The 25,664-nt window shown below is 58.5% G+C and carries 21 protein-coding genes, 1 other RNA gene and 1 riboswitch; of the genes, 7 read left to right on the top strand and 15 right to left on the bottom strand.

Annotation, left to right across the window (positions count from 1 at the left end):
* Window positions 1-46 precede the first annotated feature (46 nt).
* The 5 genes from cobA to J0X19_RS25075 all read left to right on the top strand — a co-directional run bounded on the left by cobA (window position 47) and on the right by J0X19_RS25075 (window position 9,498).
* Window positions 47-850 carry a uroporphyrinogen-III C-methyltransferase gene (cobA, locus tag J0X19_RS01500; RefSeq protein ID WP_206980110.1) on the top strand — a complete coding sequence of 268 codons (804 nt, stop codon included), beginning with the start codon at window positions 47-49 and terminating at the stop codon, window positions 848-850.
* Between the two features lie 132 nt (window positions 851-982).
* Window positions 983-2,893, top strand: coding sequence for an assimilatory sulfite reductase (NADPH) flavoprotein subunit (locus tag J0X19_RS01495; RefSeq protein ID WP_206980109.1), 1,911 nt, complete (start codon window positions 983-985; stop codon window positions 2,891-2,893).
* A 224-nt stretch (window positions 2,894-3,117) separates the two neighbouring features.
* Window positions 3,118-6,027, top strand: coding sequence for a TonB-dependent receptor (locus J0X19_RS01490; RefSeq protein ID WP_206980108.1), 2,910 nt, complete (start codon window positions 3,118-3,120; stop codon window positions 6,025-6,027).
* A 120-nt stretch (window positions 6,028-6,147) separates the two neighbouring features.
* A complete protein-coding gene (locus J0X19_RS01485; RefSeq protein ID WP_206980107.1) occupies window positions 6,148-7,860 on the top strand; it encodes an NADPH-dependent assimilatory sulfite reductase hemoprotein subunit in 1,713 nt (570 codons plus the stop codon).
* A gap of 126 nt (window positions 7,861-7,986) precedes the next feature.
* Entirely contained in the window at window positions 7,987-9,498 is a 1,512-nt protein-coding gene (locus J0X19_RS25075; protein WP_206980106.1) for a TSUP family transporter, read from the top strand.
* Window positions 9,499-9,721: 223 nt separating this feature from the next.
* On the opposite strand, the gene J0X19_RS01475 is transcribed toward J0X19_RS25075, so the two are convergent.
* The 9 genes from J0X19_RS01475 to J0X19_RS01435 all read right to left on the bottom strand — a co-directional run bounded on the left by J0X19_RS01475 (window position 9,722) and on the right by J0X19_RS01435 (window position 18,979).
* On the bottom strand, window positions 9,722-11,167 hold the full coding sequence (locus J0X19_RS01475) for an amino acid permease (RefSeq protein WP_206980105.1): 1,446 nt from the start codon (window positions 11,165-11,167) through the stop codon (window positions 9,722-9,724).
* 297 nt (window positions 11,168-11,464) lie between these two features.
* Window positions 11,465-11,556, bottom strand: a riboswitch (SAM riboswitch).
* Between the two features lie 223 nt (window positions 11,557-11,779).
* Window positions 11,780-12,529 (bottom strand): EcsC family protein, encoded by a 750-nt coding sequence (locus tag J0X19_RS01470; RefSeq protein WP_206980104.1) that lies wholly within the window; start codon window positions 12,527-12,529, stop codon window positions 11,780-11,782.
* A 159-nt stretch (window positions 12,530-12,688) separates the two neighbouring features.
* The gene (locus tag J0X19_RS01465) at window positions 12,689-13,549 is read right to left on the bottom strand and encodes an SDR family oxidoreductase (RefSeq protein WP_206980103.1); all 861 of its coding nucleotides are present in this window, start codon (window positions 13,547-13,549) and stop codon (window positions 12,689-12,691) included.
* A 153-nt stretch (window positions 13,550-13,702) separates the two neighbouring features.
* Complete coding sequence (locus J0X19_RS01460; protein ID WP_206980102.1) at window positions 13,703-14,590, bottom strand: AraC family transcriptional regulator; 888 nt, start codon at window positions 14,588-14,590, stop codon at window positions 13,703-13,705.
* Window positions 14,591-14,705: 115 nt separating this feature from the next.
* Window positions 14,706-15,119 (bottom strand): type II toxin-antitoxin system VapC family toxin, encoded by a 414-nt coding sequence (locus J0X19_RS01455; RefSeq protein ID WP_206980101.1) that lies wholly within the window; start codon window positions 15,117-15,119, stop codon window positions 14,706-14,708.
* The gene (locus tag J0X19_RS01450; protein WP_206980100.1) at window positions 15,112-15,318 is read right to left on the bottom strand and encodes a hypothetical protein; all 207 of its coding nucleotides are present in this window, start codon (window positions 15,316-15,318) and stop codon (window positions 15,112-15,114) included. The genes J0X19_RS01455 and J0X19_RS01450 overlap by 8 nt, the downstream gene beginning before the upstream one ends.
* Before the next feature lie 365 nt (window positions 15,319-15,683).
* Complete coding sequence (locus tag J0X19_RS01445; RefSeq protein ID WP_242581798.1) at window positions 15,684-16,709, bottom strand: Gfo/Idh/MocA family protein; 1,026 nt, start codon at window positions 16,707-16,709, stop codon at window positions 15,684-15,686.
* Window positions 16,710-16,868: 159 nt separating this feature from the next.
* Window positions 16,869-17,675, bottom strand: coding sequence for a M48 family metalloprotease (locus J0X19_RS01440; RefSeq protein ID WP_206980099.1), 807 nt, complete (start codon window positions 17,673-17,675; stop codon window positions 16,869-16,871).
* A gap of 146 nt (window positions 17,676-17,821) precedes the next feature.
* Window positions 17,822-18,979 carry a DegT/DnrJ/EryC1/StrS family aminotransferase gene (locus tag J0X19_RS01435; protein ID WP_317194722.1) on the bottom strand — a complete coding sequence of 386 codons (1,158 nt, stop codon included), beginning with the start codon at window positions 18,977-18,979 and terminating at the stop codon, window positions 17,822-17,824.
* A gap of 161 nt (window positions 18,980-19,140) precedes the next feature.
* Here J0X19_RS01435 and J0X19_RS01430 point away from each other — a divergent pair, with 161 nt between their 5' ends.
* Window positions 19,141-20,061, top strand: a complete 921-nt coding sequence (locus J0X19_RS01430) for a hypothetical protein (protein ID WP_206980097.1) — start codon at window positions 19,141-19,143, stop codon at window positions 20,059-20,061.
* 58 nt (window positions 20,062-20,119) lie between these two features.
* Here the strand turns inward: J0X19_RS01430 and J0X19_RS01425 are convergent, their stop codons facing one another.
* From J0X19_RS01425 to J0X19_RS01400, 6 genes are all read right to left on the bottom strand, one after another.
* The gene (locus tag J0X19_RS01425) at window positions 20,120-21,043 is read right to left on the bottom strand and encodes a glycosyltransferase family 2 protein (protein ID WP_206980096.1); all 924 of its coding nucleotides are present in this window, start codon (window positions 21,041-21,043) and stop codon (window positions 20,120-20,122) included.
* Window positions 21,044-21,095: 52 nt separating this feature from the next.
* Window positions 21,096-21,788 (bottom strand): cell division ATP-binding protein FtsE, encoded by a 693-nt coding sequence (locus J0X19_RS01420; protein WP_206980095.1) that lies wholly within the window; start codon window positions 21,786-21,788, stop codon window positions 21,096-21,098.
* A 113-nt stretch (window positions 21,789-21,901) separates the two neighbouring features.
* Window positions 21,902-22,105, bottom strand: coding sequence for a fructose-6-phosphate aldolase (locus tag J0X19_RS01415; protein WP_206980094.1), 204 nt, complete (start codon window positions 22,103-22,105; stop codon window positions 21,902-21,904).
* A gap of 112 nt (window positions 22,106-22,217) precedes the next feature.
* Window positions 22,218-22,874: a fructose-6-phosphate aldolase gene (gene fsa, locus J0X19_RS01410; RefSeq protein ID WP_206980093.1), complete on the bottom strand. Its 657-nt coding sequence runs from the start codon at window positions 22,872-22,874 to the stop codon at window positions 22,218-22,220.
* 215 nt (window positions 22,875-23,089) lie between these two features.
* Window positions 23,090-23,186: signal recognition particle sRNA small type (gene ffs / locus J0X19_RS01405), an RNA gene on the bottom strand.
* Between the two features lie 212 nt (window positions 23,187-23,398).
* Entirely contained in the window at window positions 23,399-23,752 is a 354-nt protein-coding gene (locus J0X19_RS01400) for a carboxypeptidase-like regulatory domain-containing protein (RefSeq protein WP_206980092.1), read from the bottom strand.
* Between the two features lie 368 nt (window positions 23,753-24,120).
* Here J0X19_RS01400 and guaA point away from each other — a divergent pair, with 368 nt between their 5' ends.
* Window positions 24,121-25,653: a glutamine-hydrolyzing GMP synthase gene (gene guaA, locus J0X19_RS01395; RefSeq protein ID WP_206980091.1), complete on the top strand. Its 1,533-nt coding sequence runs from the start codon at window positions 24,121-24,123 to the stop codon at window positions 25,651-25,653.
* Window positions 25,654-25,664 lie beyond the last annotated feature (11 nt).

The following is a 25,664-nucleotide window of genomic DNA, read 5'->3' as shown; positions in this document are numbered from 1 at the left end:
CTAATGCATTTCTAAATTCTTCTATCTCACTTCTAAGCTCTAAAATATGTCACTCTCCAAAGCCCCTCGTCTTACCGTACTAGGTGCCGGCCCCGGCGACCCGGAGTTGCTGACGCTAAAAGGCGCGCGGGTATTGGGCGAGGCCGACGTCATTCTGTATGATGCGCTGGCCAACAACGACTTGCTCGCCCACGCCCGCCCCGATGCCGTGACGGTATTTGTGGGCAAGCGGCGCGGCTTGCGCAGCCACAGCCAGGACGAAATCAACGCCCTGATTGTGGACTACGCCCGCCAGTACGGCCACGTGGTGCGCCTGAAAGGCGGCGACCCATTCGTGTTTGGACGGGGCCGGGAGGAAATGCTCTACGCCGAAGAGCACGGCCTCCTAACCGATTATATCCCAGGCATTAGCAGCGCCGTTGCAGCGGCGGGCAGTGTGGGTATTCCGGTTACGCACCGCGGGGCCAGCGAGGGGTTTCGGGTGATAACTGCCACCACGGCCACCGGCGAGTTGTCGGGGAGTGTGAGTGAGGCGGCCAGCACGCGCACCACCACGGTTATTCTGATGGGCCTGGGCGAGTTGAAGCGTATTACGGCGCTGTATTGCCAGCACGGGCAAGCCAATACGCCGGCGGCCATTATCCAGAACGGCACCTTGCCCAATGCCCGGCTCGTGACCGGTACCGTGGCTGAGCTGCCGGCCCGCGCCGCTGCCGCCGGTATTGGCGCGCCCGCCATCATCGTTATCGGCGAAGTGGTGCGGCTGGCTACCAGTCCGGCCGAAGTAACCGATCTGCTGCCTGGCTTATCATTCCCGGCTTTCGCCGCCGCTTACGCCGAAGTAGCCTAGTTGAACTGTCATTCCGACATTCCACGCATCAAGTGGAGAAAGGAATCTGAGTTATCCTTCTGCCAATCTCCAGATTACTCCTGCGTCGGAACAACAGTTCCGACGCAGCCCACCGCTTCAACTTCGTTTCTGATGTCTATTTCTTCTTCTTCTGGGCTGCCGCTGGGGCTCGATGATCAGGCGCTCAACAACCTGACTTCCAACCTGAACAGCCAGCAATTGGTGTGGCTGAGCGGCTACCTCTACGGCCGTGCCGCCGATGCTACGCAAGGCAGCGCCGTGGCAGCTTTAACCCAGCAAGCAGCAGCCCCGGCACCAGCCGCCGCAACGCCGGCTGCTACCCCAGCGGCACCAGCACGCCTCACCATTCTTTACGGTTCTCAAACTGGCAACAGCAAGAAAGTGGCGCTGCAAACCGCCGAGGCGGCCCGCCAGCGCGGCCTCGAACCCACGGTGCGCGACATGAACGAGTACCCGACCCGTGCCCTGGCCTCGGAGCAGCAACTGTTGGTAATTACCAGCACCCAAGGCGAAGGCGAGCCCCCTATTGCGGCCGAAGACCTGCACAAGTTCCTGCTGGGCCCCCGGGCCCCCAAGCTCCCGGCGCTGCGCTACTCGGTGCTGGCCCTTGGCGACAAAAGCTACGTGCAATTCTGCCAGACCGGCATTGAGTTCGATGAGCGGCTGGCCGCTTTGGGCGCCCAGCGCCTAACCGAACGGGTGGACTGTGACGTGGCCTACCAGGAATCGGCGGCGCAGTGGGCGGAGCGGGTGCTGGACGTGTTGGCGCAGGAAGCGGAAACTGCCGCGCCGCAGACTGGCCCGAGCACCGGAGCTACGCTGGCGCAAGCCGCGGCTTCGGGCTCCAATGGTGGCAGCCAGGCCGATTTATCGGCGTTTCGGGTGGCGCCGGCGGCTACGCCCGCAGTGCAGCACGAGGAAACCCCGATTGAAGCCACGCTGCTGGAGAAAATCCAGCTTAACGGCCGCGGCTCAGCCAAGGAAACCTACCACCTCGAATTCTCGCTGGAAGGTTCCGGCCTGCACTACGAGCCCGGCGACGCGCTGATGGTGCAGCCCCACAACCGCCCCGAGCTGGTAGCCGATGTGCTGCAAGCCGGCCGCTTTGATTCTCTGACGCCAGTGCAATTCAAGGACGAAGAGCTGGACCTGAATACCGCCCTGACCGAGCGGCTGGAGCTGTCGGTGCTGACCCGCGACGTGCTGGAACGCTACGCCGCCCTCGCGCCCCAGCACCCAGCGCTGCACGAGGCCTTGGCCGGCACGCCCCAACTGCAAGCCTTCCTCTACGGCCGCGACGTGGTGGATTTGCTCACCCAGTTTCCCGCCGACGTATCGGCGCAGCAGCTGGCCACGGTATTGCGGCCGTTGCCGGCGCGGGCCTACTCCATTGCCAGCAGCCTGTCGACTTACCCCGATGAGGTGCACCTGACGGTTAGTGCGGTGCGCTACGAAACCAACGGCCGCCAGAAACACGGCGCCTGCTCGGTGTATCAGGCTGACCACCTGAACATTGGCGACACGGCGCGGGTGTGGGTGGACCGCAACGAATACTTCAAGCTGCCGCAAACCCCCGCTACCGACATTATTATGGTGGGGCCGGGTACCGGCGTGGCGCCATTCCGCGCCTTCGTGCAGGAACGGGCCGAAACGGGCGCAACGGGCCGCAACTGGCTGGTGTTCGGCAACCCCGAATTCACCACCGATTTCCTGTACCAAACCGAGTGGCAGCAGCACCTCAAGCAAGGCACCCTGCACCGCTTGGACTTGGCGTTTTCGCGCGACCAGGCCGAGAAAATCTACGTGCAGCACCGTTTGCTGGAGCAAGCCCCGCAGGTATTTAAGTGGCTGGAAGATGGAGCCCACTTCTACGTGTGCGGCGACAAAACCCGCATGGCCGCCGACGTGCGCAAAGCCCTGCTCACCATCATTCAGCAGCAAAGCGGCCAGGATTCTGAGTACGCCACTGAATACCTCAAGCAGCTCAAAAAACAGCGCCGCTACCTGGAGGACGTGTATTAGCAGAACTGTCATTCCGACCGAAGGGAGGAATCTGAGTGAAATCGGTGAACGACTGTACCCAGATTCCTCCCTTCGGTCGGAATGACAAGCACACTTACCAAACAGGCCGTTGTGCTTCTGTCATTCACGTGACAGCCTCTTGGTTGCGCCTCGGTTGAAACCTGCACTTCTTCCCAGCAATCGAGTTAAGTCTCTCCCTTCCAGATAAATAGAACTCTATTCCAATGAAAGCACGTTACGCTGCTTTAGCTATTGTTCCTGCCTTGGCGCTGGTAACTCCGGCACGGGCCCAAACCGAGCTGATTGCCATCAGCGGGGAGGTGCGCGAGAAAAGCACCAACGAGCCGCTGCCCGGCGTGAGCGTAAGCGTGAAGGGCGGCACCATCGGCACGCAAACCGATGCGGAAGGCAAATTTGAGTTGCAAGCCAAGCTGCAATACCCATTCGTGCTGGTGTTCAACGCCTTGGGCCACGACAAGCGCGAAATCGAAATTGCGCGCGGCAGCCGGCGCATTGCCGTGTCGCTGGACTCGCGCGAAATCATCACCAACGAGGTGGTGGTATCGGCCTCGCGGGTGGAAGAAAGCCGGTTGAAGTCGCCGGTGGCTATTGAGAAGCTGGATATCCGGGCCATCAAAGAAACGCCCGCGCCAAGCTTCTACGACGCGCTGGAAAACGTGAAGGGCGTGCAGATGACCACCAGCAGCCTCACGTTCAAAGTGCCCAACACCCGCGGCTTCAACATCCCGAACAATTTCCGCTTCATGCAACTCGTGGATGGCGTGGACATGCAGGCGGCTACCCTGGGCGTACCGCTCGGCAACGCCATCGGCCCCACCGAGCTGGACGTGGCCAGCGTGGAAATTACGCCGGGCGCGGCCTCGGCGCTGTATGGCATGAACGCCATCAACGGCATGGCCAACCTCACCACCAAAAGCCCCTTCACGTACCAAGGGCTGAGCGTGTACCAGAAGGTGGGCGTCAACCACGTGGATGGCATCGACCGGGACCCGAGCGTGCTGACGGAAACGGCCGTGCGGTACGCGCAGGCCTTCAACAACAAGTTTGCCTTCAAGGTGAACGGTAGTTTCATGCGCGGTACCGACTGGCTGGCCAACACCCAAATCGACCAGAACCCGCAGAACGCCAGCTCGGCCAACCCACGCTTCCCGGAACTGAGCGGCGCCGATAACCCCGCCGCCGACCTCTGGAACCGCTACGGCGACGACAACGCCGGCAACGTGGCCATCACCATCCCCTACAACGGCCGCAACGAAACCTTCAACGTGCGCCGCACCGGCTACTACGAGCGGGACCTCACCAACCCCATCGTGCGCAACATCAAGGCCGATGCCAGCCTGCACTACAAGCTCACCGACAAGCTGGAATTGAGCTACGGCTACCGGTTCGGGCTGATGGATGGCGTGTTTCAGCGCGGCAACAAGATTCAGCTGGACGGCGTGACCGTGCAGAACCACAAGGTGGAGCTGAAAAGCGACCAGCTGACGGTGCGCGGCTACATGCTGATTGAAGACACCGGCGACTCGTACAACCTCAACCCGCTGGCCCTCAACCTCGACCTGCAAAACGGCGCTACCGGCCTCACCGCCGCCGGCACCAGCTGGGGCGACAAGTTTCGGCGGGAGCTGCTGAGCCAGGTGAACGGTGGGGCTTCCCTGCCCGTGGCCATGCAGCAAGCCCGCGCCGCCGCCGATGCGGGCCGCGCCGTGCCCGGCACTGCCGCTTTCAACACGCTGAAAAACACCATCGTGCACACCAACAACTGGGACAGCGGCGTGAACGTGCCCGGCGCGCCCATTCCGGGCGGGGCGGCCCTCACCCAGCGTAGCCACACCTACCACGGCGAAACGCTCTGGAACGTGGGCCCGCGCATCACGTTTGCCGATGTGCTGCTGGGCGCCGATGCCCGCGTGTACGAGGTGATTCCGGATGGCAACAACTTCGTGGATTTCAGCCGGCCCTTGGGCGAACGGACGCAGCCCGGCGGCAACAATCAGTATTACAAGAAGTTCGGCGGCTTTGTGCAGGCCACGCGGCTCTTGCTGGCCGACCGGCTGAAGATTACCGCCTCCTTGCGCGCCGACTACAACCCCGAATTCGACCCCAAGCTGAACCCGCGGGTGGCGGCTGTCTATACCTTGGCCGAGAAGCACAACTTCCGGGCTTCGTACCAGAACGGCTGGCGCTTCCCGTCGTTGTTTGAGGCGCTGTCGTTTGTGAACAACGGCAACGTGCGCCGCGTGGGCGGTTTGGCCCGCGTAAACGAAGGCCTCAACTACCTCGACAACTCCTACACCCTGGCTTCGATTTCCACCTTCAACGCAGCGGTGAATGCCTACGTGGCGGCCAATGCCGGCACCACGGCTTCGCAGGCCGCCGTGCGGCCCGAAATCCGCAGCTTGCTGCAAGTGGGTAACCTGCCTACCGAGCAGCCCGAGCAAATCAACGCCTACGAGGTGGGCTACCGCAGCGTGCTGTTCGACAACCGCCTGTCGGTTGACGCCGACGCGTACTACAACATCTACTCCGGCTTCCTGGGCCAGGTGGAGGTGAGCGTGCCCAAAAACGCCGCCGGCCAGCAGGTGCCGGTTGGTTCCGATGATGCCGTACTGGCCGCGCTGGCCGCCAACCGCTCCGCCCGCCAAGACCGGTACCGGGTGTACACCAATGCCCTCAACAACTACCACAGCTACGGCTCCACGCTGGGTGTCACCTACAATTTCTTCCAGAAGTACACCATCGGCGGCAACGTCAACTACAACAACATTTCCGCCAACGACCAGTCCGACATCTTCGTGACGGGCTTCAACACCCCGAAATGGGCCACCAACCTGAGCTTCGGCAACCGCGAAGTGGCGCGCAACCTGGGCTTCAACGTGGTGTGGCGCCGCCAGAGCAGCTTCCTCTGGGAAAGCCCGCTGGCTAATGGCCGGGTGCCCGCCTACCAGACCGTGGATGCCCAAGTGAATTTGCGTGTGCCCACGTTGAAAACGACCATCAAGCTGGGCGGCGCGAACCTGTTCAACAACCGTTACATCCAGTACGCCGCCGGCCCCACCATCGGCGGCCTATACTACGTGGCTCTCACCTTCGATAACACGGTAATCCGCTGAGGTGTAGCGCGAAGCCTTTGCTTCGTGCATTGCAGAGGATTGTCCGCTTGTTTTCTGAAACACTCTTTTATTCCGATAACATTACGCGAAGCAAAGGCTTCGCGCTACTTCCTGCCCATCATGGCTGATACCCCTAAGCTTTCCGAAGTCGAACTCATCAAGACCGCCAGCAACTACCTGCGCGGTACCTTGGCCGATAGCCTCGCCAACCCGATTACGGGCGCCCTCCACCCCGACGACACCCAGCTCATCAAGTTCCACGGCTCCTACCAGCAAACCGACCGGGACCTGGACTCGGAGCGGAAACGCCAGAAGCTGGAGCCGCTGTACTCGCTGATGATTCGGGTGCGGGTGCCGGGCGGCATTGCCACGCCCACCCAATGGCTGCGCATGGATGAGCTGGCCGAGCAGTACGGCAACAACACGCTCAAGCTCACCACCCGCCAGACGTTTCAGCTGCACGGCGTGCTCAAGCGCAACCTCAAAAAAACCATCCACGGCTTCAATCAGGTGTTGATGGACAGCATTGCGGGCTGCGGCGACGTAAACCGCAACGTAATGTGCAACCCCAACCCCCACCAGTCGGAGGTGCACGAGCAGGTGTACGCGGCTTCCAGGCGCATCAGCTCGCACCTCACGCCGCGTACCTCGGCGTATTGGGAGCTGTGGCTGGATGGCGAGCAGCAGCACATCAGCGCCCCCGCCGAAGGGGTGGAAGACGACGAGCCGATTTATGGCCGCACCTACCTGCCGCGCAAGTTCAAGATTGCGCTGGCCATTCCGCCGCACAACGACACCGACATCTTTTCCAACGACTTAGGGCTGATTGCCATTGAGGAAGACGGCGTACTGCTGGGCTTCAACGTGGCCATCGGCGGCGGCATGGGCATGACGTTCGGCATGCCCGATACCTACCCGCGCCTGGCCGACGTCATCGGCTTTGTGCCCACCGACAAGGTGGTGGACCTCTGCGAGAAAGTGGTAACCATTCAGCGCGACTGGGGCAACCGCGAAAACCGCAAGTTCTCGCGCCTCAAGTACACCCTCGACCGGGTAGGCCTGAATACGTTTACTGCCGAGCTGAACCAGCGCCTGGGCTACGACCTGGAGCCCGCCCGCGCCTACGAGTTCAAGAGCAGCGGCGACGCTTTCGGGTGGACCACCGGCACCGATAACTCCCAGCACCTCACGCTGTTCATCGAAGGCGGCCGGGTAGCCGACCGGCCGGGCCACGCCCTCAAAACCGCTCTGCGCGAAATTGCCGCCTTCCACACCGGCGACTTCCGGCTCACCGGCAACCAGAACCTTATCATTGCCAACGTAGCCCCCGAGCACGTCCTTAGCGTGCAGGCCACCTTGGTGAAGCACGGCATCGAGGTAGCCGGCAGCAACCTCTCCGGCCTGCGGCGTGGGGCGCTGGCCTGCGTGGCCCTGAATACCTGCTCGTTAGCATTTGCCGAAGCCGAGCGCTATCTTCCCCAGCTTCTGACTAGATTGGAGGAAAGCCTGAAAACCTATAACTTAACTGAAGACGACATTGTGCTGCGCGTGACGGGTTGCCCTAACGGCTGCGCCCGGCCTTACCTCGGCGAGATTGGGCTGGTGGGGCGTTCGGTGGGGCGCTACAACCTGTACCTGGGGGCCAGCTTCAACGGCGACCGGCTCAACAAGCTCTACAAGGAAATGCTGGACGAAGACGGCCTAATCGAAACGCTGAACCCCATTTTTGCCGACTACGCCGAAAACCGGGAGCCTGGTGAGCGGTTTGGAGATTTCACCATCCGCAAGGGCTACGTGCAAGCCACCACCCACGGCCAGAACTTTCACGCATAGCTTTATTTTAGTGCTTAGTGCCTCGTGCTTGGTGCTTAGGTAGTTCATTCTGAATCATAATTAGAACGGCCTAAGCACCAAGCACGAGGCACTAAGCACTAATAACTAAGCACTAAGCACTAATTCATGTCTCTTTCCAATGACCCTGCGACGCAGCCCCGCCCCGAGCCGTTACCGTCTGGAGCGAACCGACTGTTTCCAGTTTTCCTGAAGCTAGAGCAACTACACGTGCTGCTGGTTGGGGGCGGAAACGTGGGCCTGGAGAAGCTGTCGGCCATTCTCAACAACAGCCCGGCTGCGGCCGTGACGGTGGTAGCCACGCGTTTTTTGCCGGAGCTACGCGAGTTGGCCGCCCGCCATCCGGCCGTGCAGCTGCGCGAAGGTCCCTACCAGATTACCGACCTAGTGGGCCACGACCTAGTGATTGTCGCCACCGACGACAAAGTCCTGAACCTGAGCATCAAGGCCGATTCGACGCGCCAACGCCTACTCTGCAACGTGGCCGACACGCCCGATGCCTGCGACTTTTACCTGGGCTCCATCGTGCAGAAAGGCGACCTGAAAATTGCCATCAGCACCAACGGCAAGTCGCCGACCGTGGCTAAGCGGATCCGGGAGATGCTCACCAGCGCCATCCCCGACGAGTTGAACGACGTGCTGCAACGCATGTCGAAAATCCGGGAGCTGGTAGGCGGCGACTTTGCCAACAAGGTAAAGTCGCTGAATGCCGTAACGGCCGAGCTGACCGGCGGCCCGGCCTATGAGTCGCCGGCGGCGGCTATGTGGCGGCGGCGCGCTACCATGGCGCTGCTGGCCTTTACGGGCCTGATTGCACTCAACATCCTGTCCTACTATATCACCTGGGACAAGGCGGTGCAAATAGCCACCAACGCCGATACGTTCTATATTTTCGTGGCTATCGGCTTCGGCGCGCAGCTTGTTGATGGACTGCTGGGCATGGGCTACGGTGTGGTAACGGCCATCAGTTTGATGAGTTTGAACATTGCCCCGGCGGCGGTCAGTGCCAGCATCCACACCGCCGAAATGTTTGCCAGCGGAGCTTCCGGCTACCATCATTACCGCTTCGGCAACGTGAACAAGAAGCTGTTTAAGGTGCTCTTGATTCCGGGGGTGCTGGGGGCCGTAACGGGAGCGTATCTGCTGGCAACGTTTGGCGAAGAGTACGCCAAGTACGTGAAGCCGTTTCTGGCGGTGTACCTGCTGCTGCTGGGTATCCGCATCATTTCCAAGGCTTTCACAAAACCCGGCCCGCGCAAAAAGCACAAGAAACTAGGGTTCTTGGCCGCAGCCGGCGGCTTCCTCGATTCGTTTGGCGGGGGCGGCTGGGGGCCTTTGGTGACTAGCACGCTCATTGCCGGGGGCCGCACGCCGCAGTACGTTATCGGCTCGGTGAGCGTGACGGAGTTCTTCGTCACGTTTGCTAGCGCCGTTACGTTTTTCGCCACGCTGGGCATTTCGCACTGGCAGATTATCCTGGGTTTGATTGTAGGCGGGGTGGCCGCGTCGCCCTTCGCCGCCCGCCTGGCCGGCCGCATTCCCACCCGCTGGATGTTCGTGGGCGTGGGCCTGATGGTCATCGTGTGGAGTTTGTGGGCGCTGCGGAAGGTGTTTATGTAGCGTAAGGCTTTAGCTGATTTATAGAAACACAAACGCCCCGACCAGTATTGGCCAGGGCGTTTACATTTGGTGTAATGCAATACTGTTCTAGTGGGCGCCTCACCCCCCGGCCCCCTCTCCGAAAAGGAGAGGGGGAGCCAGACGATTTGCAGATGTAAGCATCGTTGAACGCACCCCTCTCCTTTTCGGAGAGGGGCCGGGGGTGAGGCGCCTGGCAGCACAACTACTCTTGCTGCGCCTGCCGCAGCTTGCTGTGCTTTTTGCCGTAGCCGTAGTAGATAGCCAGGCCGATAGCCAGCCACACGCCCAAGCGCAGCCACGTTTCCCACGGCAACGACACCATCATTACGAGGCAAGTCAGGATACCGAGGATGGGCACCAAAGGTACCCAGGGCGTGCGGAAGCCGCGCGGCGCGTTGGGTTCTTTTTTGCGCATGATCAGGATGCCCAGGCACACCATCACGAAGGCCAGCAACGTACCGATGCTGGTCATTTCGCCCACCACCGAAATTGGGACGAAGCCGGCAAATACAGCAATGAACAAGCCCAGCAGCAAGTTGGACTGCATGGGCGTGCGGAACTTGGGGTGAATCTTGCCGAATACGGGCGGTAGCAGCCCGTCCTTGGCCATCGAGAAAAAAACCCGGCTCTGGCCCAGCAAATCCACCAGAATAACCGAGGTGTAGCCGATGATAATGGCCAGAATAACCGCCGCCGACAGCCACGCGTACGGCGTTTTCTCGATGGCAATGGCTACTGGCGCGGCGCTGTTCTTGAACTCGGTGTAGTTGGCCAAACCCGTCATGACGTGCCCGAACAGCACGAACAGCACGGTGCAGATCAGCAACGAGCCGATGATGCCAATGGGCATATTGCGCTGCGGATTCTTGGTTTCCTGGGCCATGGTGGCCACAATATCAAAGCCGATGAACACGAAGAAGATAACGCCCGCGCCCCGCAGAATGCCGCTTAGGCCAAACTCGCCAAATGTGCCGGTATTGGCCGGAATGTAGGGTTGGTAATTGGCCGGATCAATGTACTGCCAGCCCAGCGCAATAAACACCAGCACCACCGACACCTTCAGCGTGACTACCAGCGCGTTGAACCACGCCGAGCCCTCGGTGCCTCGCACAATAATGGCCGTAATAGCCAGCACAATCAGCATGGCCGGCACGTTCACGAAGCCGTGCACGGAGGTACCATCCGCCAGCTGGGAAACCTCAAAGGGCGAGGTGACCAGCTGCGCCGGAATATGCAGGTTGTACTTGGCCAGAAACTTCACCAGATACTGCGACCAACTGATGGCTACCGTGGCAGCCCCCACCGAATATTCCAGCACCAAATCCCAGCCAATTATCCAGGCAAACAACTCGCCCATGGTGGCATAGGCGTAGGTGTACGCCGAGCCCGAAACGGGTACCATGGAGGCAAACTCGGCGTAGCACAGCGCCGAAAACGCGCAGCCAATGGCGGCCACCACAAACGAGAGCGTAACGGCGGGGCCGGTATTATTAGCGGCGGCAATACCGGTGAGCGAGAACAGGCCCGCCCCAATAATTACCCCAATGCCAATGGTAATGAGGTTGAAGCCGTTCAGACTTCGTTTCAGCGTGTGCGAACCAGTTTCGGCGGCCTCCAGCCGCAGCAACTCCAAAGATTTTTTAAGCATACTAGCGTGTAGCGCAAAGCGGTGCTTTGCGGGGCGGTGAACAACATTCTGCCTTGCCAGCGTGCAGCGCCAACCCTGTTAGGCCTGGGTGCAGCAACTGGCGGCAGCGTTGGAAATAGAAAAAAGCGGGAAAGAGAAATGAGCTGCTGCTGCTTTACGTTGCCGTTGCTTTTTCAGCTCAGTGGTAAGCGCGGTGCGTTAGCAACAACAACAACCCACGCCCCAACAAATGGTGCAAACAGCAGAAAAAGCGGCAATAGGAAAGCAGGAATCAAGCAAACAGGCCACGGCAACTTGTTTTTATATGGTCAGGAGTTGGCACCGTTCCGCGGGATGCGGGGGTTGCCGGCGCTTCGTCGAGCCTGTCTCTCAGCGCCTCTGTATAAAAACAATCCTTCGTCGGTAAAGAATTGGTACGGCAAAGGTACGCCCGGCCTGCGCGCATTGCCAAATACGCCTCTACCTCACCGAAAGAAAAGCCGGCCACGCGTTTCCAATACACCAAGGCTACTTTGCGCACCCATAAGATGAATCGGCCACTGCCCCCGCCGGCGCTATCAATACGCCGGCGGGGGTAGTGGCCGATTGGTTTTGGAGTGGAAGCAGCGGCTATCAGGCGGGCCGGGGCGCCGGGGTGCTGGTGGTTGCCGCAAAATACCGCAGGCGGTAGCAGTTCATGGCCGTTTCGCCGAGCTGTTCCAGCAGCCGGTAGTTGGCAACGGCCCCTACGGCCGCGCCAATAACCGGGAGCAACTGCGCCAGCTTGGCCAGGTCAATATAGTCGCGGTACTCTTGCTGGAACGTGCGCCAGTCGAAGGTATTGACATTGGTGGGCAAGGTTTGCCGGTAATTTTCCCAGTCGGCTAGGCGGCGGTAAATGTCGTTGCGCGTGTGCTGACTGCTAAACGTGAGCTGGAAAATGTAGAGCAGATACAGTCGCTCGGAATAGTCTTTCACATCGTGGCCGTAGAGGGCGGCTACATCGAAGAGGAGCTTGAGCTTGATGCCAAGCAGCAACGGAAAGTCGGCGAGGCCCAGAAAAAAGCCGCCGGCTCCGGTTACAGCTCCTTCGGCCGTGGCGGCATTGCGGTAGTGCCGGATGCGGGTTTGCACCGCCGCTTCTCGCTCAGCCAGCGGCATGTCGGCCACGGGCTGGCGCGTAGTGTACACCGAGCCGAAGAGCACGGCCTGCACCATCTGTTTGATGGTAGCGGTAATGGCGACGTGCACCTTTTCGGGCAGCAAAGCATTGAGGCGGGCCTGCACCCGGCGGGCCACCCGGTTCAGCAAGGAAGGGCGCTGCTGCATCCGCCGCTGCCAGTGTAGGAGTTGCGCGTATGCCTGTTCTTCCTCGGGAGTCATACTTGAAAGCTAGCCAGCGTTAAGAATTTCACCTTACAAATCAACTTTTTATGTAGTGCTGCGCTTTGCTCGTACGCCGAGCCAAAGCGCAGCGCTACATAAAACGTTCATCACCTCATTTAATGAATGGGCACATCAATGTAGGGCCGGCCGGCGAGCCTACAACTTATACACGGTCTTTATTCCCTCCGCGAGAGAAACCGGTTGCCGGCCCAAAGCAGTTGCCAGGTCTGAGCTTACTTCGGCTTCCTGGCCGTGGCTGATATCGGTCATGAACCCGATGGTGCGCTCAATGGCTACTGCTGGCACTCCGCGCTGTTGCATATTGGCGGCAAAAGCAGCGGGCTCCGCAGCGGTATAGCGCACTTCCTTGCCGGTTAGGCTCGTCAGGGCGGCCGCTACGTCATCGAACGAATACGCTTCAGAACCGGTGAAGTGGTAGGTGCGGTTCACGCAATCCGCCTGCAAGAGCACGTTGGCCATGGCTTCCCCCATTTCACTACGCAGGGCGTAGGCCACTTTCCCCTGCCCTGCCGGTAGCCGGATGCCCGTTTCCAGCACGTTCGGGCCCGTAAACAACGGCAGCGTATCCAGGTACAGAATATTACGGAAGAAAATGTAGGCCAGCCCGCTCGCTTGAATGTAGTCTTCGGTTTGGAAGTGGCGGACCATCAGTTGGTTGGCGAGGGCACTGGGGTCTTTGAGGGCCCGGCTGGTGTACGCCAGGCATTGTACACCCGCTCGTTTGGCCGCATCCACTACGTTGTAATGCTGTTGCAGCGCGTCGTCTTCGCCCCCGCCCGAAATCAGCAGCACTTTATTGATGCCCTGCATGGCTCGGTCCAGTGAAGCCAGGTCGTTGTAGCTGCCGAGGCGCAGGCTTACGCCCTGCGCTTGCAGGTCGGCGGCTTTGTGCTCGTCGCGCACCAGGGCGGCCAACTGCGAGGCGCTGGTTTTCTGCAAAAGGGTTTGCAGGACGGCGGTTCCTAAGTGGCCGGTGGCCCCCGTTATCAGAATCATAAAATGGCATTTTGCGTGAGAAATCAACCGGCTTCAGATGGCGCGAATCCTGCCCTGGATTCTCTGAAGCAACGGCTGCAAAATTCCGCGCTACGGCGCGGCCACGGAATGGCCGGATGGCGGCAGCTTGTGGCCGAAAGGCGGTAGCTGCGCTTAACCAGCCTGCCGGTATGCCGTGGGCGAAAGCCCCGTGCTTTTCTTGAAAAACCGACTGAATGCAAACTGGTCGGTGAACTGGAGGCTGGCGGCCACCTCCTGCACGGGCAGGGCGTGGTTTTGCAGCAAGGCTTTGGCTTCGAGCACCACGGCCTCGGCTATCCAGTCGCTGGCGGTGCGGCCGGTGGCGGCTTTCACCAGCTCCGTGAGGTATTTGGGGGTGATGCACAGCGTAGCGGCGTAGAACTGCACGCTTCGCATGGAAATGCAATGCGTTTGTACCAGTTGCCGGAAGGCATCGGTTAGCAATTGGCTTCTGGTGGTAGTAGCCACCGCCGGAAGTGTAGGAGGCTGCTGGTCGTAGAGAGCCCCTATTTCGTAGAGCAGACTCGCAATGATATTCTTTAAAATATTGGTGCGCTGGGTGTTAGGCGTGCCGTATTTCTGTTGCAGAAACCGAAAGGAAGCGGCAATACTGGCCGCCTCCGTAGCGGAAAGCGGCAGCACATGCACTGGCGGCGCCACAAAAAAGCGCAGCTTTCCCGTGGTGGCATTATTAGCTGTAATGAAGTCTTTGGTGAAAAAGACCGACAACGTTTCGTAGTCCTCGGCAACGTACAGCCACTGTTTGATTACCTCCGGCGTTGCCAGAATCAGGCAGCCTGGCGTGACAACGTACGTTTCCAGATTCACTTTCAGCTCGGCTTTACCCCGCAGGCAGATACTGATTTTGTAGTAGTCGCCCCGGTACGAAAGGTTGAGCGGAATCTTCGGTTTTGAGCCCGCGTAGTCAGGGAAGTACACCTCTGAGCGGGTGCTTTCGTCTCCGGAAAACGCCTGCAGTTGATAGGTTGGAATATGCTCGCTCATAGAAAAGGCAGCCATACTTGCTAGCCATAGCCAAACTACCACGCGCTACGTTCAGCCCCCCCGCAACAACCACCTTTTCAGTGAAAGAGTTGGCGCGCCAGCTTAGCTGGCAGCAGGCCACCGGTACAAGCTACAGCTCGGCTACCACCAGCACCTGTATCTCGCGGATATCTTTCAGGCCTTTGTCGTTGGTCAGAAATACGTCGCAGCCGGAGTTGACGGCAGTGGCCACCTGCATGGCGTCCACCCCTTTCAGGCCCGAGTAGCGCGCTTGCAACTGATACGCCAAGGTGGCGGTAGCCAGGTTGATTTCGCGCATCTGAAAGTCGAAATCCCGCAGCAAATCGTCGAAATCAAGTAGCAAATCGGGGCGGCCTAGCTGTTCGGGCTTGGCGCAGAACTCGGTGTAAGTCAGCACACTGGTTTCCAGCAGGGCGTTATCGGTCAATGACTGAGTTAAGTAGTCAGCCACTTTCTGGTAATAGCTCGAGTGGTTTTCAACCAAATAAATGAACGGCGCGGTGTCAAAGAAGATTTTAGCCACGCGTATCCTGGCGCAATTGCTTCACATAGTCCTGAGCATCCATCGACCAAATGCCGCGGCCTTTGCCCCGGTATTTGGCCAGCAGCTTGGTGGCGCGGCTGATGTTGCTCATGCGCCGGGCTACTTCCTGGTAAATCACCTCCAGCTCGGTGGGAGGGAGTAAATCAATTTCCTGAATGATTTGCTCTGTTAAGCTCATAAACTTCCGTGAAAGTGGTTTTCCTGTACCGAATGGGTGGTTGATGCAGGTTGTCCTATCGGCAAGATACACATCTTTCCAATATCCTGTTCATTCATTGGTTACTGCAAAAAATAAATAAAAGGATATAAATCCTCTACGTAACACAATTATTACGCGGCTTCATGACCTACTGTTGTGCTTACCACCAGTTTATACTTGGTTTACTAAGAGAACAGCACCACAGCAAGTTCTACTAATCAACCGGTTATCTTTTTCCGCTTCCCCTGCACCACTCTCACTCTGCGTTTTTCAGGGCTTCTACCCTACGGCAAAGCCCTCTGCACTCTATAACGAGGCAGCCACTTATTTTGGTATGCTTCAGCTTATTTTAAGCTGTAAATACGCTCGATAATTTCCACCACTTTCAGGCCTTCCAGAGCATTGGTAGTGGCAAAGCTGCGTTTCTGTACCGTATCCACCACGTTTTCGATTACCTGCACGTGGTTGGCGGCACTGCCTTGATAGGGGCCATAATCGTTGGCGGGGTTGGTGGGCGGCAGTTGCGGCATGGTGTAGTCGCGCAGATGGCAGTACTCCACTTTATCCATGTACTGGCCGCCGAGGCGCAAGCTGCCGTGTTCGGCTACCACCGTAAGGCTGCTTTCCAGGTTTCGGTCCCACACGGCGGTGCTGTATTGCAAGGTGCCGCTGCCGCCGCGCACCAAATCAAACGTCACTAAGCCGCTGTCCTCGAAATCGGTGAGGCCAGCGTGATTGAAGTTGCGGAAGCGGGCGGCCACGTTGGTGATGTCGCCGAACACCCAATAGAGCAGGTCGATGAAGTGGCTGAACTGGGTGAAGAGCGTGCCGCCGTCCTGTGCCTGGGTGCCTTTCCAGTTGCCCGGCTTGTAATAGCGCGCGTCGCGGTTCCAGAAGCAATTGAACTGCACCAGATAAATTTCGCCCAATCGGCCTTCCTCATACACCTGCTTCAGCCAAGCGGCTGGCGGCGAGTAGCGGTTTTGCATCACCCCAAACACCAAGCGCCCCGTCTGCAATGCGGTGTGCACCACGGCTTCGGCATCGGTCTTACGCAGGGCAACGGGCTTCTCGATAACTACGTGCAAACCATGCTGTAAACCAACTATAGCTTGAGGCGCGTGCTGGTAATTTGGTGTAGCTATTGTGAGCACATCGGCCGTAGAGGCACTTTTTACGTATTCTTCGAGCGAAGAAAAGAACGGAACCCCTGGATGTTCCACGGCTAGCTCGGCCGCCAATTCAGTTCGAATATCGATGAGGGCAACCAGCTGAGCGCCGGGGTGCCGGGACACCAGCGAGGCGTGGCGGCGACCGATGTGGCCCACGCCGCAGATAGCAAAACGAACAGGAGAAAGAGAATCAGCCAACGGCGTAAAGGTGCAGAGCCAGGAAAGAGCGGCAAGCTGCGAAAAAACCGGCTTGTTTCATCTATCCACCTTTGCCCTTGGCGCAAACAAAAACAGCGTCCCGGCGCATGGAAGAACTTTCCACGCGCCGGGACGCTGTTTCAATCTGGTAGCTTACGCCTACAGAATCCGCTTCAGCTCTTCGAAGTTTTTGTTGCTGACGGTGCGGCCAGTGCATCCCAGCTGCTGCGCGCTTTTTTGGATGTTGGTAACGCGGGAGCCTGGGTTGGGGTGCGTACTCAGGAACTCAGGGGTGCCGCCCCCTCCTTGCTTTTCGGCTTTGATGAAGAAGCCCGCCGCCCCGTCGCAGGCGTAGTAGCGGGTGCCGTTGAGGTAGATGGTGGAGTATTTGTCGGCCTCGACTTCGTAGGTCCGGCTGAATTTCAACTGCCCGATGCCGGAAGCCAGCTGCACCAATTGGTTGGGGTTGTTGCCGAGCACAATGCTGGTGAGCAGGCCAATACCGTATTGCTTTTGCATCAGCTGCGAGCTGTGGCGCCGGTCGGCGTGGGCAATTTCGTGGCCCAGCACCCCAGCCAGCTGGTTTTCGTTATCAAGAAATTTAATCAGGCCCGAAAACACGTAGATGTGGCCGCCGGGCGTGGCAAAGGCGTTTTGGGTGGCATCGTCCTTGATAATCTGCACGTCCCACGGAAACTGGGTGCGGTACTTCAGGTTGCCATTATCAAGCACGCGCTTCACTACACCATCGAGCAGCTGATAGGCTCGGGCGTTGCTGGAACGAGCCAGCAGCTGGCCCTTGGCCCGGTACAGCGAATCGGTTTGGCGGGCCACCTGCGCCCCCAGGTCAATGTCCTGCTGCACGGAGAAGAGAATGAAGCCTTGGTTGGGTTTGGTAACGGCGGCAGTGGTGAGGACAGCTACAGCCGCAAGGGGCAGCAACAGCTTAAGAAACGGACGGCGCATAGGAAAATATAGAGCTTGAAAAAGGTGTCATACGGCGGAAAAGAAAAAACAGTGCCAATCCGGCATCGTTGCATTTCAAAGTGCCCGCCCCGTGAGGTTGCAGCACGTTGCATTCACGTAAGCTCGGGCACACCTACGCTATTCACTTAACCAACCATTCCGCTACGCACGGTTTCTGCCACGTAGGCTACCTGCTCGTCATCCAGCGTAGGATGGATGGGGATGGACAGCACGGTGCGGCACAGCTGCTCGGCCACCGGAAACTGCCCCGGCTGATAGCCTAAATACTGATAAGCGGGTTGCAGGTGGTTGGGCAGCGGATAATATACCATGCTGGGCACCCCACGCTGCTGCAAGTACTGCCGCAACGCCTCCCGCCGCCCCGGCTCGTCGGCCACCGTGAGGGTGTACTGGTGGAATACGTGCGTGCTCCGCGGGTCCCGGGCCGGCACAGTCAGCCCCGGAATATTGGTTAGGGCCGCATCATAACCGGCCGCAACACGCTGGCGGGCCGCAGTCCACTGCGGTAGGTGGCGCAGCTTCACGCGCAATAAGGCCGCCTGAAGGGTATCGAGGCGGGAGTTGAGGCCGATGTGCGCGTGGTGGTATTTCTGAGTCTGGCCGTGGTTGGCGAGCTGGCGCAGGTAAGTAGCGCGGGCTGGATCTTGGGTGAACAGGGCGCCCCCGTCGCCCATGGCCCCCAGGTTTTTGCTGGGAAAGAACGACGTGGTGCCCACCTCCCCCACCGTACCCGCTACCCAGGTTGCGTCGGAACTGGCGGTGAAAGTGGCCCCAATGGCCTGCGCGTTGTCTTCAATCAGCGCCACGCCGTGCCGGGCAGTTACTTGGCGTAGCGCCTCCAAATCGGCACATTGCCCGAACAAGTGCACCACCACCACCGCACCAGTGCGGGGCGTGAGGGCCGCTTCCACGGCGGCGGGGTCGAGGTTGAAGGTATCGGGGCGGACATCGGCGGGTACGGGTACCAAGCCGAGCACGGCAGCCGCTTCCAGCGTGGCCACGTACGTGAAGGCCGGTACAATTACCTCCGTCCCGATGGGCAGCTTCAAACTCATCAGGGCCAGTTGCAGGGCGTCGGTACCGTTGGCGCAGGGCACCACGTGCGGGCCACCCAGGTAGGCGCTCAGCTCGGCGGCAAACTGCCCCACGGCCGGCCCCTGAATGAAGGCTGCTTCCTGCACGCTGTGCTGCCAGGCGGCGTCCAGCTCCTGGTGAATGGCAGCGTGCTGAGCGCGCAGGTCCAGCAGATGAATAGGCGCACAAGGAAGAGGCAAATCAGGCACAGGCAACAGCGGAAAAAGGCAAGTCTCAAAGATAGAAACCAACCCGACACTCCGGCCGGTAAGCGCAACCCGAAGTGAAACCATTCCGTTAGCGACCCAATAGGCACCTGCTGATGTTTAGCTGCCTCCCGGTTTGTTCTCTCCCTCAATATACCATTGCCATGTTCAGAAAAACACTCACTATCAACGCGCTGTCGGCTATTATGCTGATGGGGGGCGTTGCCTTCACGCAAACCAGCTGTTCGCAGGCTGACAAGAAAGAGGTAGCCGGTGAAAGCGACCAGGCCTACCAGGATTTCCAGACGTTTGTTTCGGACACCGAAGCCAAAGCTGATGCTGTTGCCAGCGAAACCGAAGCCGACTACGAGCGGGAAACCGCACAACTGAAAGCCGACTTCGACGCCAAAGTAGCGGCCGTTGATAAGTATGCCGACCAGTACGACGATGCCCGCCGCCAGGAAGTAGAAGCCCTGCGCACGCGCTACACCTCCGCCTACGACAAGCGCGAAGCCGCCTGGAACAGCCGTTCGGCCACTGCCAGCACCGCTACCGGCACCGACGCTACTGGTATGGCCACCAGTACGGCGGCCACGAAACCCGGCAAATATTACAAGCCCATGACCCCGGCGGCCCAGCTGACTGCTGCTAATGCCCGCACAACCTACGAGAAGTTCGTGCAGAACATCAAGCAGAACGAGGACCGCTACGACATCGACGATTGGCGCTACATCAACACCGAATGGCGCGCCTTGGATGAAGCCTACGATAAAGTAAAAGGCGACATTCCAGCAAAAGACCTAGCTGAAATCCAGAAGGAAAAGCTGAAGTACGCTGCCTTTAAATCCTTCGATAAGGCCGAAGCCCGCGCTGCCCAAGGTGCTGATGCCGTAAGCGGCGAAGCCAAAGAAGTATCGGCCGAGACGGCCGACGAGCGTAGCAAGGTGGCTCGTGCCGCCAGCAACACCGCTTCCGATGTAAAGGAAGCAGGTAAGGACGTTGGCCAAGGTGCAGCCAAAGTCGGCAAGAAAGTCGGCGGTGCGGTAAAAGACGTATTCGACGGCAAAGACGACAAGAAGAACTAGGTTTTCCCCACCCGGACTACCGAGCCGGCTCCTGACGCCCTGCGTTGGAGCCGGCTTTTTATTTGCTGCGCGTAGCCGATGATGGTTTGAAACTAGCCAGTTCCGTTAGTATCCAGTACAGCTTCAGCGCATCAAGTTGGCGCAAACTAGGGCGCTTGGAAAGCAGATTGCGACGGACCTGGGCCTGCCGCAGCCGGAAAGCTGCGCGCACCGCCTCGGCCAACCCCCAGCGGCGTAGCTGCAAGGCAGCTTTTAGCAGCTTGGTATCACTGCCTAAGCCTTCGGCCCGGTAGAGCAGTGCTAGGTTGCGCACAGCTTCGTGGCTTTTGTGCAGAAACTGAGTAGCTGGCTCTAAGCCGTCGTGCAGGACGGGGTTGTCGAGGTGGCAGACTGCAATACCGGCTTGGCGCAACAGCCACCCGAATTTGGTGTCCTCGTGGCCGTAGCGCGTGAGTTGCTCGTCTAGCCCAAAGCGGCGGAACACCTTGGCTTGCACCAGCATATTGTTGAGGGTGAGCTGGCCGTGTGGAGCGTGTTGCCGCACCGCCGCCGGCCTAGCCTCCCGCTGCCGTCCATACAACCAACGCAAATAGAGCTCAGGTAAAGCGGGTGCTGTGTGCTCATACGTGGTGCCGCCCACTAGCACCGGCGCCTGCGCACGGGCCGCCGCGTAACGCGCCAAAAAATGAGAATCGGGCAGCAAACTGTCGTTGTCGAGCAGCAGTAGCCACTCGTGGCGGGCGGCGTGGGCCAGGCGGTTACGAATAGCGGCCCGGCCTACGTTGTGCGGCAATTCCTGGTAGGAAACCCCCGGCAAAGCGGCCAGTGGCCGGTTGGGCACTTGAAACTCTTCCCGGCTCCCATCGTCCAGACACAGAATTTCCACCGGCCCGTCCCAGTCGGCAGCTTGCGCCTGCAACGCTAGCACCAGCGGCGTCACGTTGCGGTTGAACACCGGAATCAGAATGGAGAGTCCGGACATTTATAACACAGGAATTAGGAAGTAACTAACTGCAAGCCAGGCACCAGAGAAATCAGTCTTTCAGCTGAAACGGCGTAGTGGCCGAATCAACCAGCTGGCCTTGCTCACACTTCAGTACCCGATTAGGATATTGCCTGATGATCTGGTAGTTGTGCGTAGCCATCAGCACGGCCGTACCCGAGTTGTTGATTTCCACGAACAAGCGCATAATACTGTCCGCTACGTCGGGGTCGAGGTTGCCAGTGGGCTCGTCGGCGAGCAGGAGCAGCGGCTCGTTGAGCAGGGCCCGCGCAATTACCACGCGCTGCTGCTCGCCACCCGAAAGTTGGTGCGGCATTTTGCCGGCTACGTTGGCCAGCCCTACCCGCATTAGCACTTCGGAAATGCGCTGCTGCTTGCGGGCCTTCCCGCTCCAACCCGTAGCATTAAGCACAAACAACAGGTTTTCCGCCACCGTCCGGTCGAAGAGCAGCTGAAAATCCTGGAAAATGATACCCAGCTTGCGGCGCAAATAGGGCACTTTGCCGCTGTTCCCAATCTTGGGCAGGTTGAAGCCAGCCACCGTTCCCGTTCCGGAACCCAGGTCGAGGTCGGCGTACAGGGTTTTCAGCAACGAGCTTTTTCCGGAGCCCGTTCGGCCCACCAAATACACAAACTCGCCTTTTTCCAGCGTAAACGTGACCTTCTGCAAGATGGTATTCACATCCTGCATGATATACGCGTCGTGCAGCTCAATAACGGCCATGTTTTTTAGTGCTTGGTGCTTGGTGCTTAGTAGTTAAGAGCCAGAGTGCCAATTGCTTTTTTTAAAGACAACCAAACACTTCAAGCACTCAGCACTATGCACCATGCATTAAACTAGATTTCCAGTTTCTGCAGCTTGCCAAAAGCAAGGCCTTCAATAACGGCTGCCAGAGCAGTTTCCTTGTTTTCGAGGCCGTAGCGGTGCAAATCCTTCAAAGGCCGGTCGGCGCGGAAATACGCAATCAGCACGAAGTTTTCGTCCCGCAGTTGAATGTAGTCCGGAATCTTGGCCTTGCCTTTTACTTTGATGATGTACATCTCTTCGAGTTATGAGATATGAGTTAAAAGTTAGGAGTTATGAGTTGGGATTATGAGCGGAGTAGCAATCGGCCAAGAACTCATAACTCCTAACTTTTAACTCATAACTCAATTACGAATTAACCTTCTTGTGGTCGGCCAGGAAGGTGGCGAGGCCTTTGTCGGTGAGGGGGTGGTTGAGCAGGCCGGTAATAACGTTGAGCGGGCAGGTAACCACATCAGCCCCCAGTTCGGCGCACTGAATTAAGTGCGGAATGTGGCGCACTGAGGCGGCCAGTACCTGCGTGGGGTATCCGTAATTCGAGAAGATATCCACGATTTGCTGAATCAGCTGCATGCCGTCGGCTCCAATATCATCAAGCCGGCCCACAAACGGCGACACGTAGGTAGCGCCGGCTTTGGCAGCTAGCAGCGCCTGCCCAGCCGAAAAAATCAGGGTGCAGTTGGTTTTAATGCCTTTATCGGTGAAGTAGCGAATGGCTTTCACCCCGTCCCGAATCATGGGCACTTTCACTACAATATTGGGGTGCAATTCGGCCAACGCCTCCCCTTCCCGAATGATGCCTTCGTAATCGGTGGCAATTACCTCGGCCGATACGTCACCGTCTACCAGTTCGCAAATTTGCTTGTAATGCGCCATCACCGCATCAGTGCCCTTAATGCCTTCTTTGGCCATCAAGGAAGGATTGGTGGTAACGCCGTCGAGCACACCCAGCTCCACGGCTTCCTGAATGTCTTTCAGGTTGGCGGTATCAATGAAAAATTTCATGCGGCAGCAACATCAAGTAAAAACAACAATGCCCAAAGCTACTCACTGATTCAGCGGATTCTTCGGATTGCACAGATTTTGTACTTCCAACTACAAGTCCGGCAGGAAGTATCACCCTTTAAGAATGCGAAAAGCGGCTGATAGAGCCGCTTTTGTTTGGAAACAGGGGGCTTCGCGGAGCCCTGAAATCTGTAAACCCGTTGGGGTATGGGCAAAAAAAAGCGAGCCAAAATCGCACCGCTCAACCGTTTACCCTTGCTACCTTCCGGTCCTGGGGGAGTTCAACAGGAGCTGGTCGTTCTGACTCGCCGGGTGCAAAGATACACACGTTTTGCGCGGCTGGTACTGATGTGCCTGCTTTTTTTGCGTTTGCAGCATCTACACGCAGATAATCAGGCGCTTTTATTTCGCTTACCGGTTGCGCTGGCTTGTAGTAGTCCCGCAGTACACATGAAAGTGCCGCGTTATGTCTCCACACTTGGGGCTGAATAACGCGGCACTTCAGTAGATAATTAGCTTGCTACTTAGTTGCGCCAGGCTTTTTCGGCCGTTTTGGTTTGCTTTTTCAGCTTCCGCTCGTAGTTATCGATAAACTCCATCTGGAACGTTATGGGGTGGCCGTACACCGCTTTCTGCTGAATGTCGTTGCAGCCAGCGTAGGTTACCAGCAACACCGGTGATGTGCTTGTAGATGTAATAACGTACTCTCCCTCGGCATTGGTAGTGGTGGTGGTGCTGAACTGGTTGTTCCCAGCAATTACCGATACCACCGCGCCGGCAAGCGGCTCTCCCAACTCGTCAACAACAGTTCCTTTGAAATCTTTAGCTTCCAGAACTTCGGCTTTTGCGTCCAGGCTTGGGGCCGTCCGCGTATTCATAGCAAGTGTATTCTTCGGCAAGGCTTTGCCCGAAGACAGGGAAGCGGTTTGCTGGGCCATAGCCGCAGTCGACAAGAAAAGGCTGGTCGCGCCTAGAGTAAGGAGTAGAGAGAGTTGCATGCAAGTAGGAGTGTAAGGTAAGAGGGCGGCCCAACTTGGTGGTACTGAAACTTGTTTCGGTTATCAACCAGTAGTTAGTGTTACAAATATATATGGCATAATTATATAATCAATGTATAAGACAATTATTTTTTAAACTAATCCAATGCGCTTGAACATTTTTTATATTATTTAAAGGACAGGTTGGGAAATGGCATTGTAACACGGCGGTTATTTTGTGCTCCTGCCGCTCGTGCTTACCTTTGCCTATGCCTCAACAGATTCTGATTCTCGATTTTGGGTCGCAGTACACGCAGTTAATTGCCCGGCGCATTCGGGAATTGAATGTGTACTGCGAAATTCACCCTTATACGCACGCCCCGGCCCTCACTGAGGATATCCGGGGCGTTGTGCTTTCCGGTTCGCCCTGCTCCGTGCGCGACGCCGAATCGCCCAACCCCGACCTTTCCAACTACTTAGGCCAGGTGCCGGTGCTGGGGGTGTGCTACGGCGCGCAGCTGCTGGCGCACCAGCAAGGCGGCGAGGTGCTGCCCGCTACCATCCGCGAGTATGGCCGGGCCCGGCTGGCCCACGTGAACCACGAGAGCCCCCTGTTGCACGGCGTACCCACCGAGTCGCAGGTGTGGATGTCGCATGGTGATACCATCAAGCACCTGCCCGCGGGCTTCGACATTATTGCCAGCACTCCGGAAGTAGACGTAGCCGCATTCAAGATTGAGGGGCAGCCGACCTACGGCATTCAGTTCCACCCCGAGGTAACGCACAGCACCGACGGCAAAACCCTGCTCCAGAACTTTGTGGTAAACATCTGCGGCCTCGACCAAAGCTGGACCCCGGAGCACTTCGTGGACAGCATGGTGGCTACGCTGCAACGCACCATCGGCGAGCAGGACCAGGTGATACTGGGCTTGTCGGGTGGGGTGGATTCTTCGGTGGCGGCGCTGCTGCTGCACAAGGCCGTTGGCACGCGGCTGCACGGCATTTTCGTGAACAACGGGCTGCTGCGCAAAGACGAGTACGAAGATGTGCTGCACTCCTACAAGGACCTGGGTTTGAACGTGCGCGGCGTGGATGCCTCGCAGGAGTTCTATACTGCCTTGGCTGGCCTCACCGACCCCGAACTGAAGCGCAAAGCCATTGGCCGCACCTTTATTGAGGTGTTTGATAGAGAAGCGCAGAAAGTAGACGGCGCCCGCTGGCTGGCCCAGGGCACCATTTACCCCGATGTAATTGAGTCGGTGTCGGTGAAGGGCCCGGCCGTAACCATCAAGAGCCACCACAACGTGGGCGGGCTGCCCGAGAAAATGAACCTGCGGATTGTGGAGCCGCTGCGGGCTTTGTTCAAGGATGAGGTGCGCGAAGTAGGCCACACGCTGGGCTTGCCCACCAACATCCTACACCGCCACCCCTTCCCCGGCCCCGGCCTGGGCATCCGCATCCTCGGCGACATCACGCCCGCCAAAGTGGATTTGCTTCAGCGTGCCGACGCCATCTTCATCAACGGCCTGAAAGCCCACAACCTCTACGACAAAACCTGGCAGGCCGGCGTAATGCTGCTCCCCATCCAGAGCGTGGGCGTAATGGGCGACGAGCGCACCTACGAGCAGGTGGTAGCTCTGCGCGCCGTAACCAGCGTGGACGGCATGACCGCCGACTGGGCCCACCTCCCTTACGAGTTCCTGGCCGAAATCAGCAACAAAATCATCAACCAAGTGCGCGGCATCAACCGCGTGGTGTACGACATCAGCTCCAAGCCCCCGGCAACTATCGAGTGGGAATAGAGAGTAACTGA

The organism is Hymenobacter telluris (assembly GCF_017313265.1).
In the GTDB taxonomy this organism is placed as follows: domain Bacteria; phylum Bacteroidota; class Bacteroidia; order Cytophagales; family Hymenobacteraceae; genus Hymenobacter; species Hymenobacter telluris.
Note: the sequence above shows the minus strand (reverse complement) of the source record. Positions and strands in the feature narration are given on the sequence as shown.

What these genes read in the sequence shown, in the direction of transcription:
- cobA (WP_206980110.1), top strand. Translation starts at nt 47, where the DNA reads ATGTCACTCTCCAAAGCCCCTCGTCTTACCGTACTAGGTGCCGGCCCC.
- J0X19_RS01495 (WP_206980109.1), top strand. Translation starts at nt 983, where the DNA reads ATGTCTATTTCTTCTTCTTCTGGGCTGCCGCTGGGGCTCGATGATCAG.
- J0X19_RS01490 (WP_206980108.1), top strand. Translation starts at nt 3,118, where the DNA reads ATGAAAGCACGTTACGCTGCTTTAGCTATTGTTCCTGCCTTGGCGCTG.
- J0X19_RS01485 (WP_206980107.1), top strand. Translation starts at nt 6,148, where the DNA reads ATGGCTGATACCCCTAAGCTTTCCGAAGTCGAACTCATCAAGACCGCC.
- J0X19_RS25075 (WP_206980106.1), top strand. Translation starts at nt 7,987, where the DNA reads ATGTCTCTTTCCAATGACCCTGCGACGCAGCCCCGCCCCGAGCCGTTA.
- J0X19_RS01475 (WP_206980105.1), bottom strand. Translation starts at nt 11,167, where the DNA reads ATGCTTAAAAAATCTTTGGAGTTGCTGCGGCTGGAGGCCGCCGAAACT.
- J0X19_RS01470 (WP_206980104.1), bottom strand. Translation starts at nt 12,529, where the DNA reads ATGACTCCCGAGGAAGAACAGGCATACGCGCAACTCCTACACTGGCAG.
- J0X19_RS01465 (WP_206980103.1), bottom strand. Translation starts at nt 13,549, where the DNA reads ATGATTCTGATAACGGGGGCCACCGGCCACTTAGGAACCGCCGTCCTG.
- J0X19_RS01460 (WP_206980102.1), bottom strand. Translation starts at nt 14,590, where the DNA reads ATGGCTGCCTTTTCTATGAGCGAGCATATTCCAACCTATCAACTGCAG.
- J0X19_RS01450 (WP_206980100.1), bottom strand. Translation starts at nt 15,318, where the DNA reads ATGAGCTTAACAGAGCAAATCATTCAGGAAATTGATTTACTCCCTCCC.
- J0X19_RS01440 (WP_206980099.1), bottom strand. Translation starts at nt 17,675, where the DNA reads ATGCGCCGTCCGTTTCTTAAGCTGTTGCTGCCCCTTGCGGCTGTAGCT.
- J0X19_RS01430 (WP_206980097.1), top strand. Translation starts at nt 19,141, where the DNA reads ATGTTCAGAAAAACACTCACTATCAACGCGCTGTCGGCTATTATGCTG.
- J0X19_RS01425 (WP_206980096.1), bottom strand. Translation starts at nt 21,043, where the DNA reads ATGTCCGGACTCTCCATTCTGATTCCGGTGTTCAACCGCAACGTGACG.
- J0X19_RS01420 (WP_206980095.1), bottom strand. Translation starts at nt 21,788, where the DNA reads ATGGCCGTTATTGAGCTGCACGACGCGTATATCATGCAGGATGTGAAT.
- J0X19_RS01415 (WP_206980094.1), bottom strand. Translation starts at nt 22,105, where the DNA reads ATGTACATCATCAAAGTAAAAGGCAAGGCCAAGATTCCGGACTACATT.
- fsa (WP_206980093.1), bottom strand. Translation starts at nt 22,874, where the DNA reads ATGAAATTTTTCATTGATACCGCCAACCTGAAAGACATTCAGGAAGCC.
- J0X19_RS01400 (WP_206980092.1), bottom strand. Translation starts at nt 23,752, where the DNA reads ATGAATACGCGGACGGCCCCAAGCCTGGACGCAAAAGCCGAAGTTCTG.
- guaA (WP_206980091.1), top strand. Translation starts at nt 24,121, where the DNA reads ATGCCTCAACAGATTCTGATTCTCGATTTTGGGTCGCAGTACACGCAG.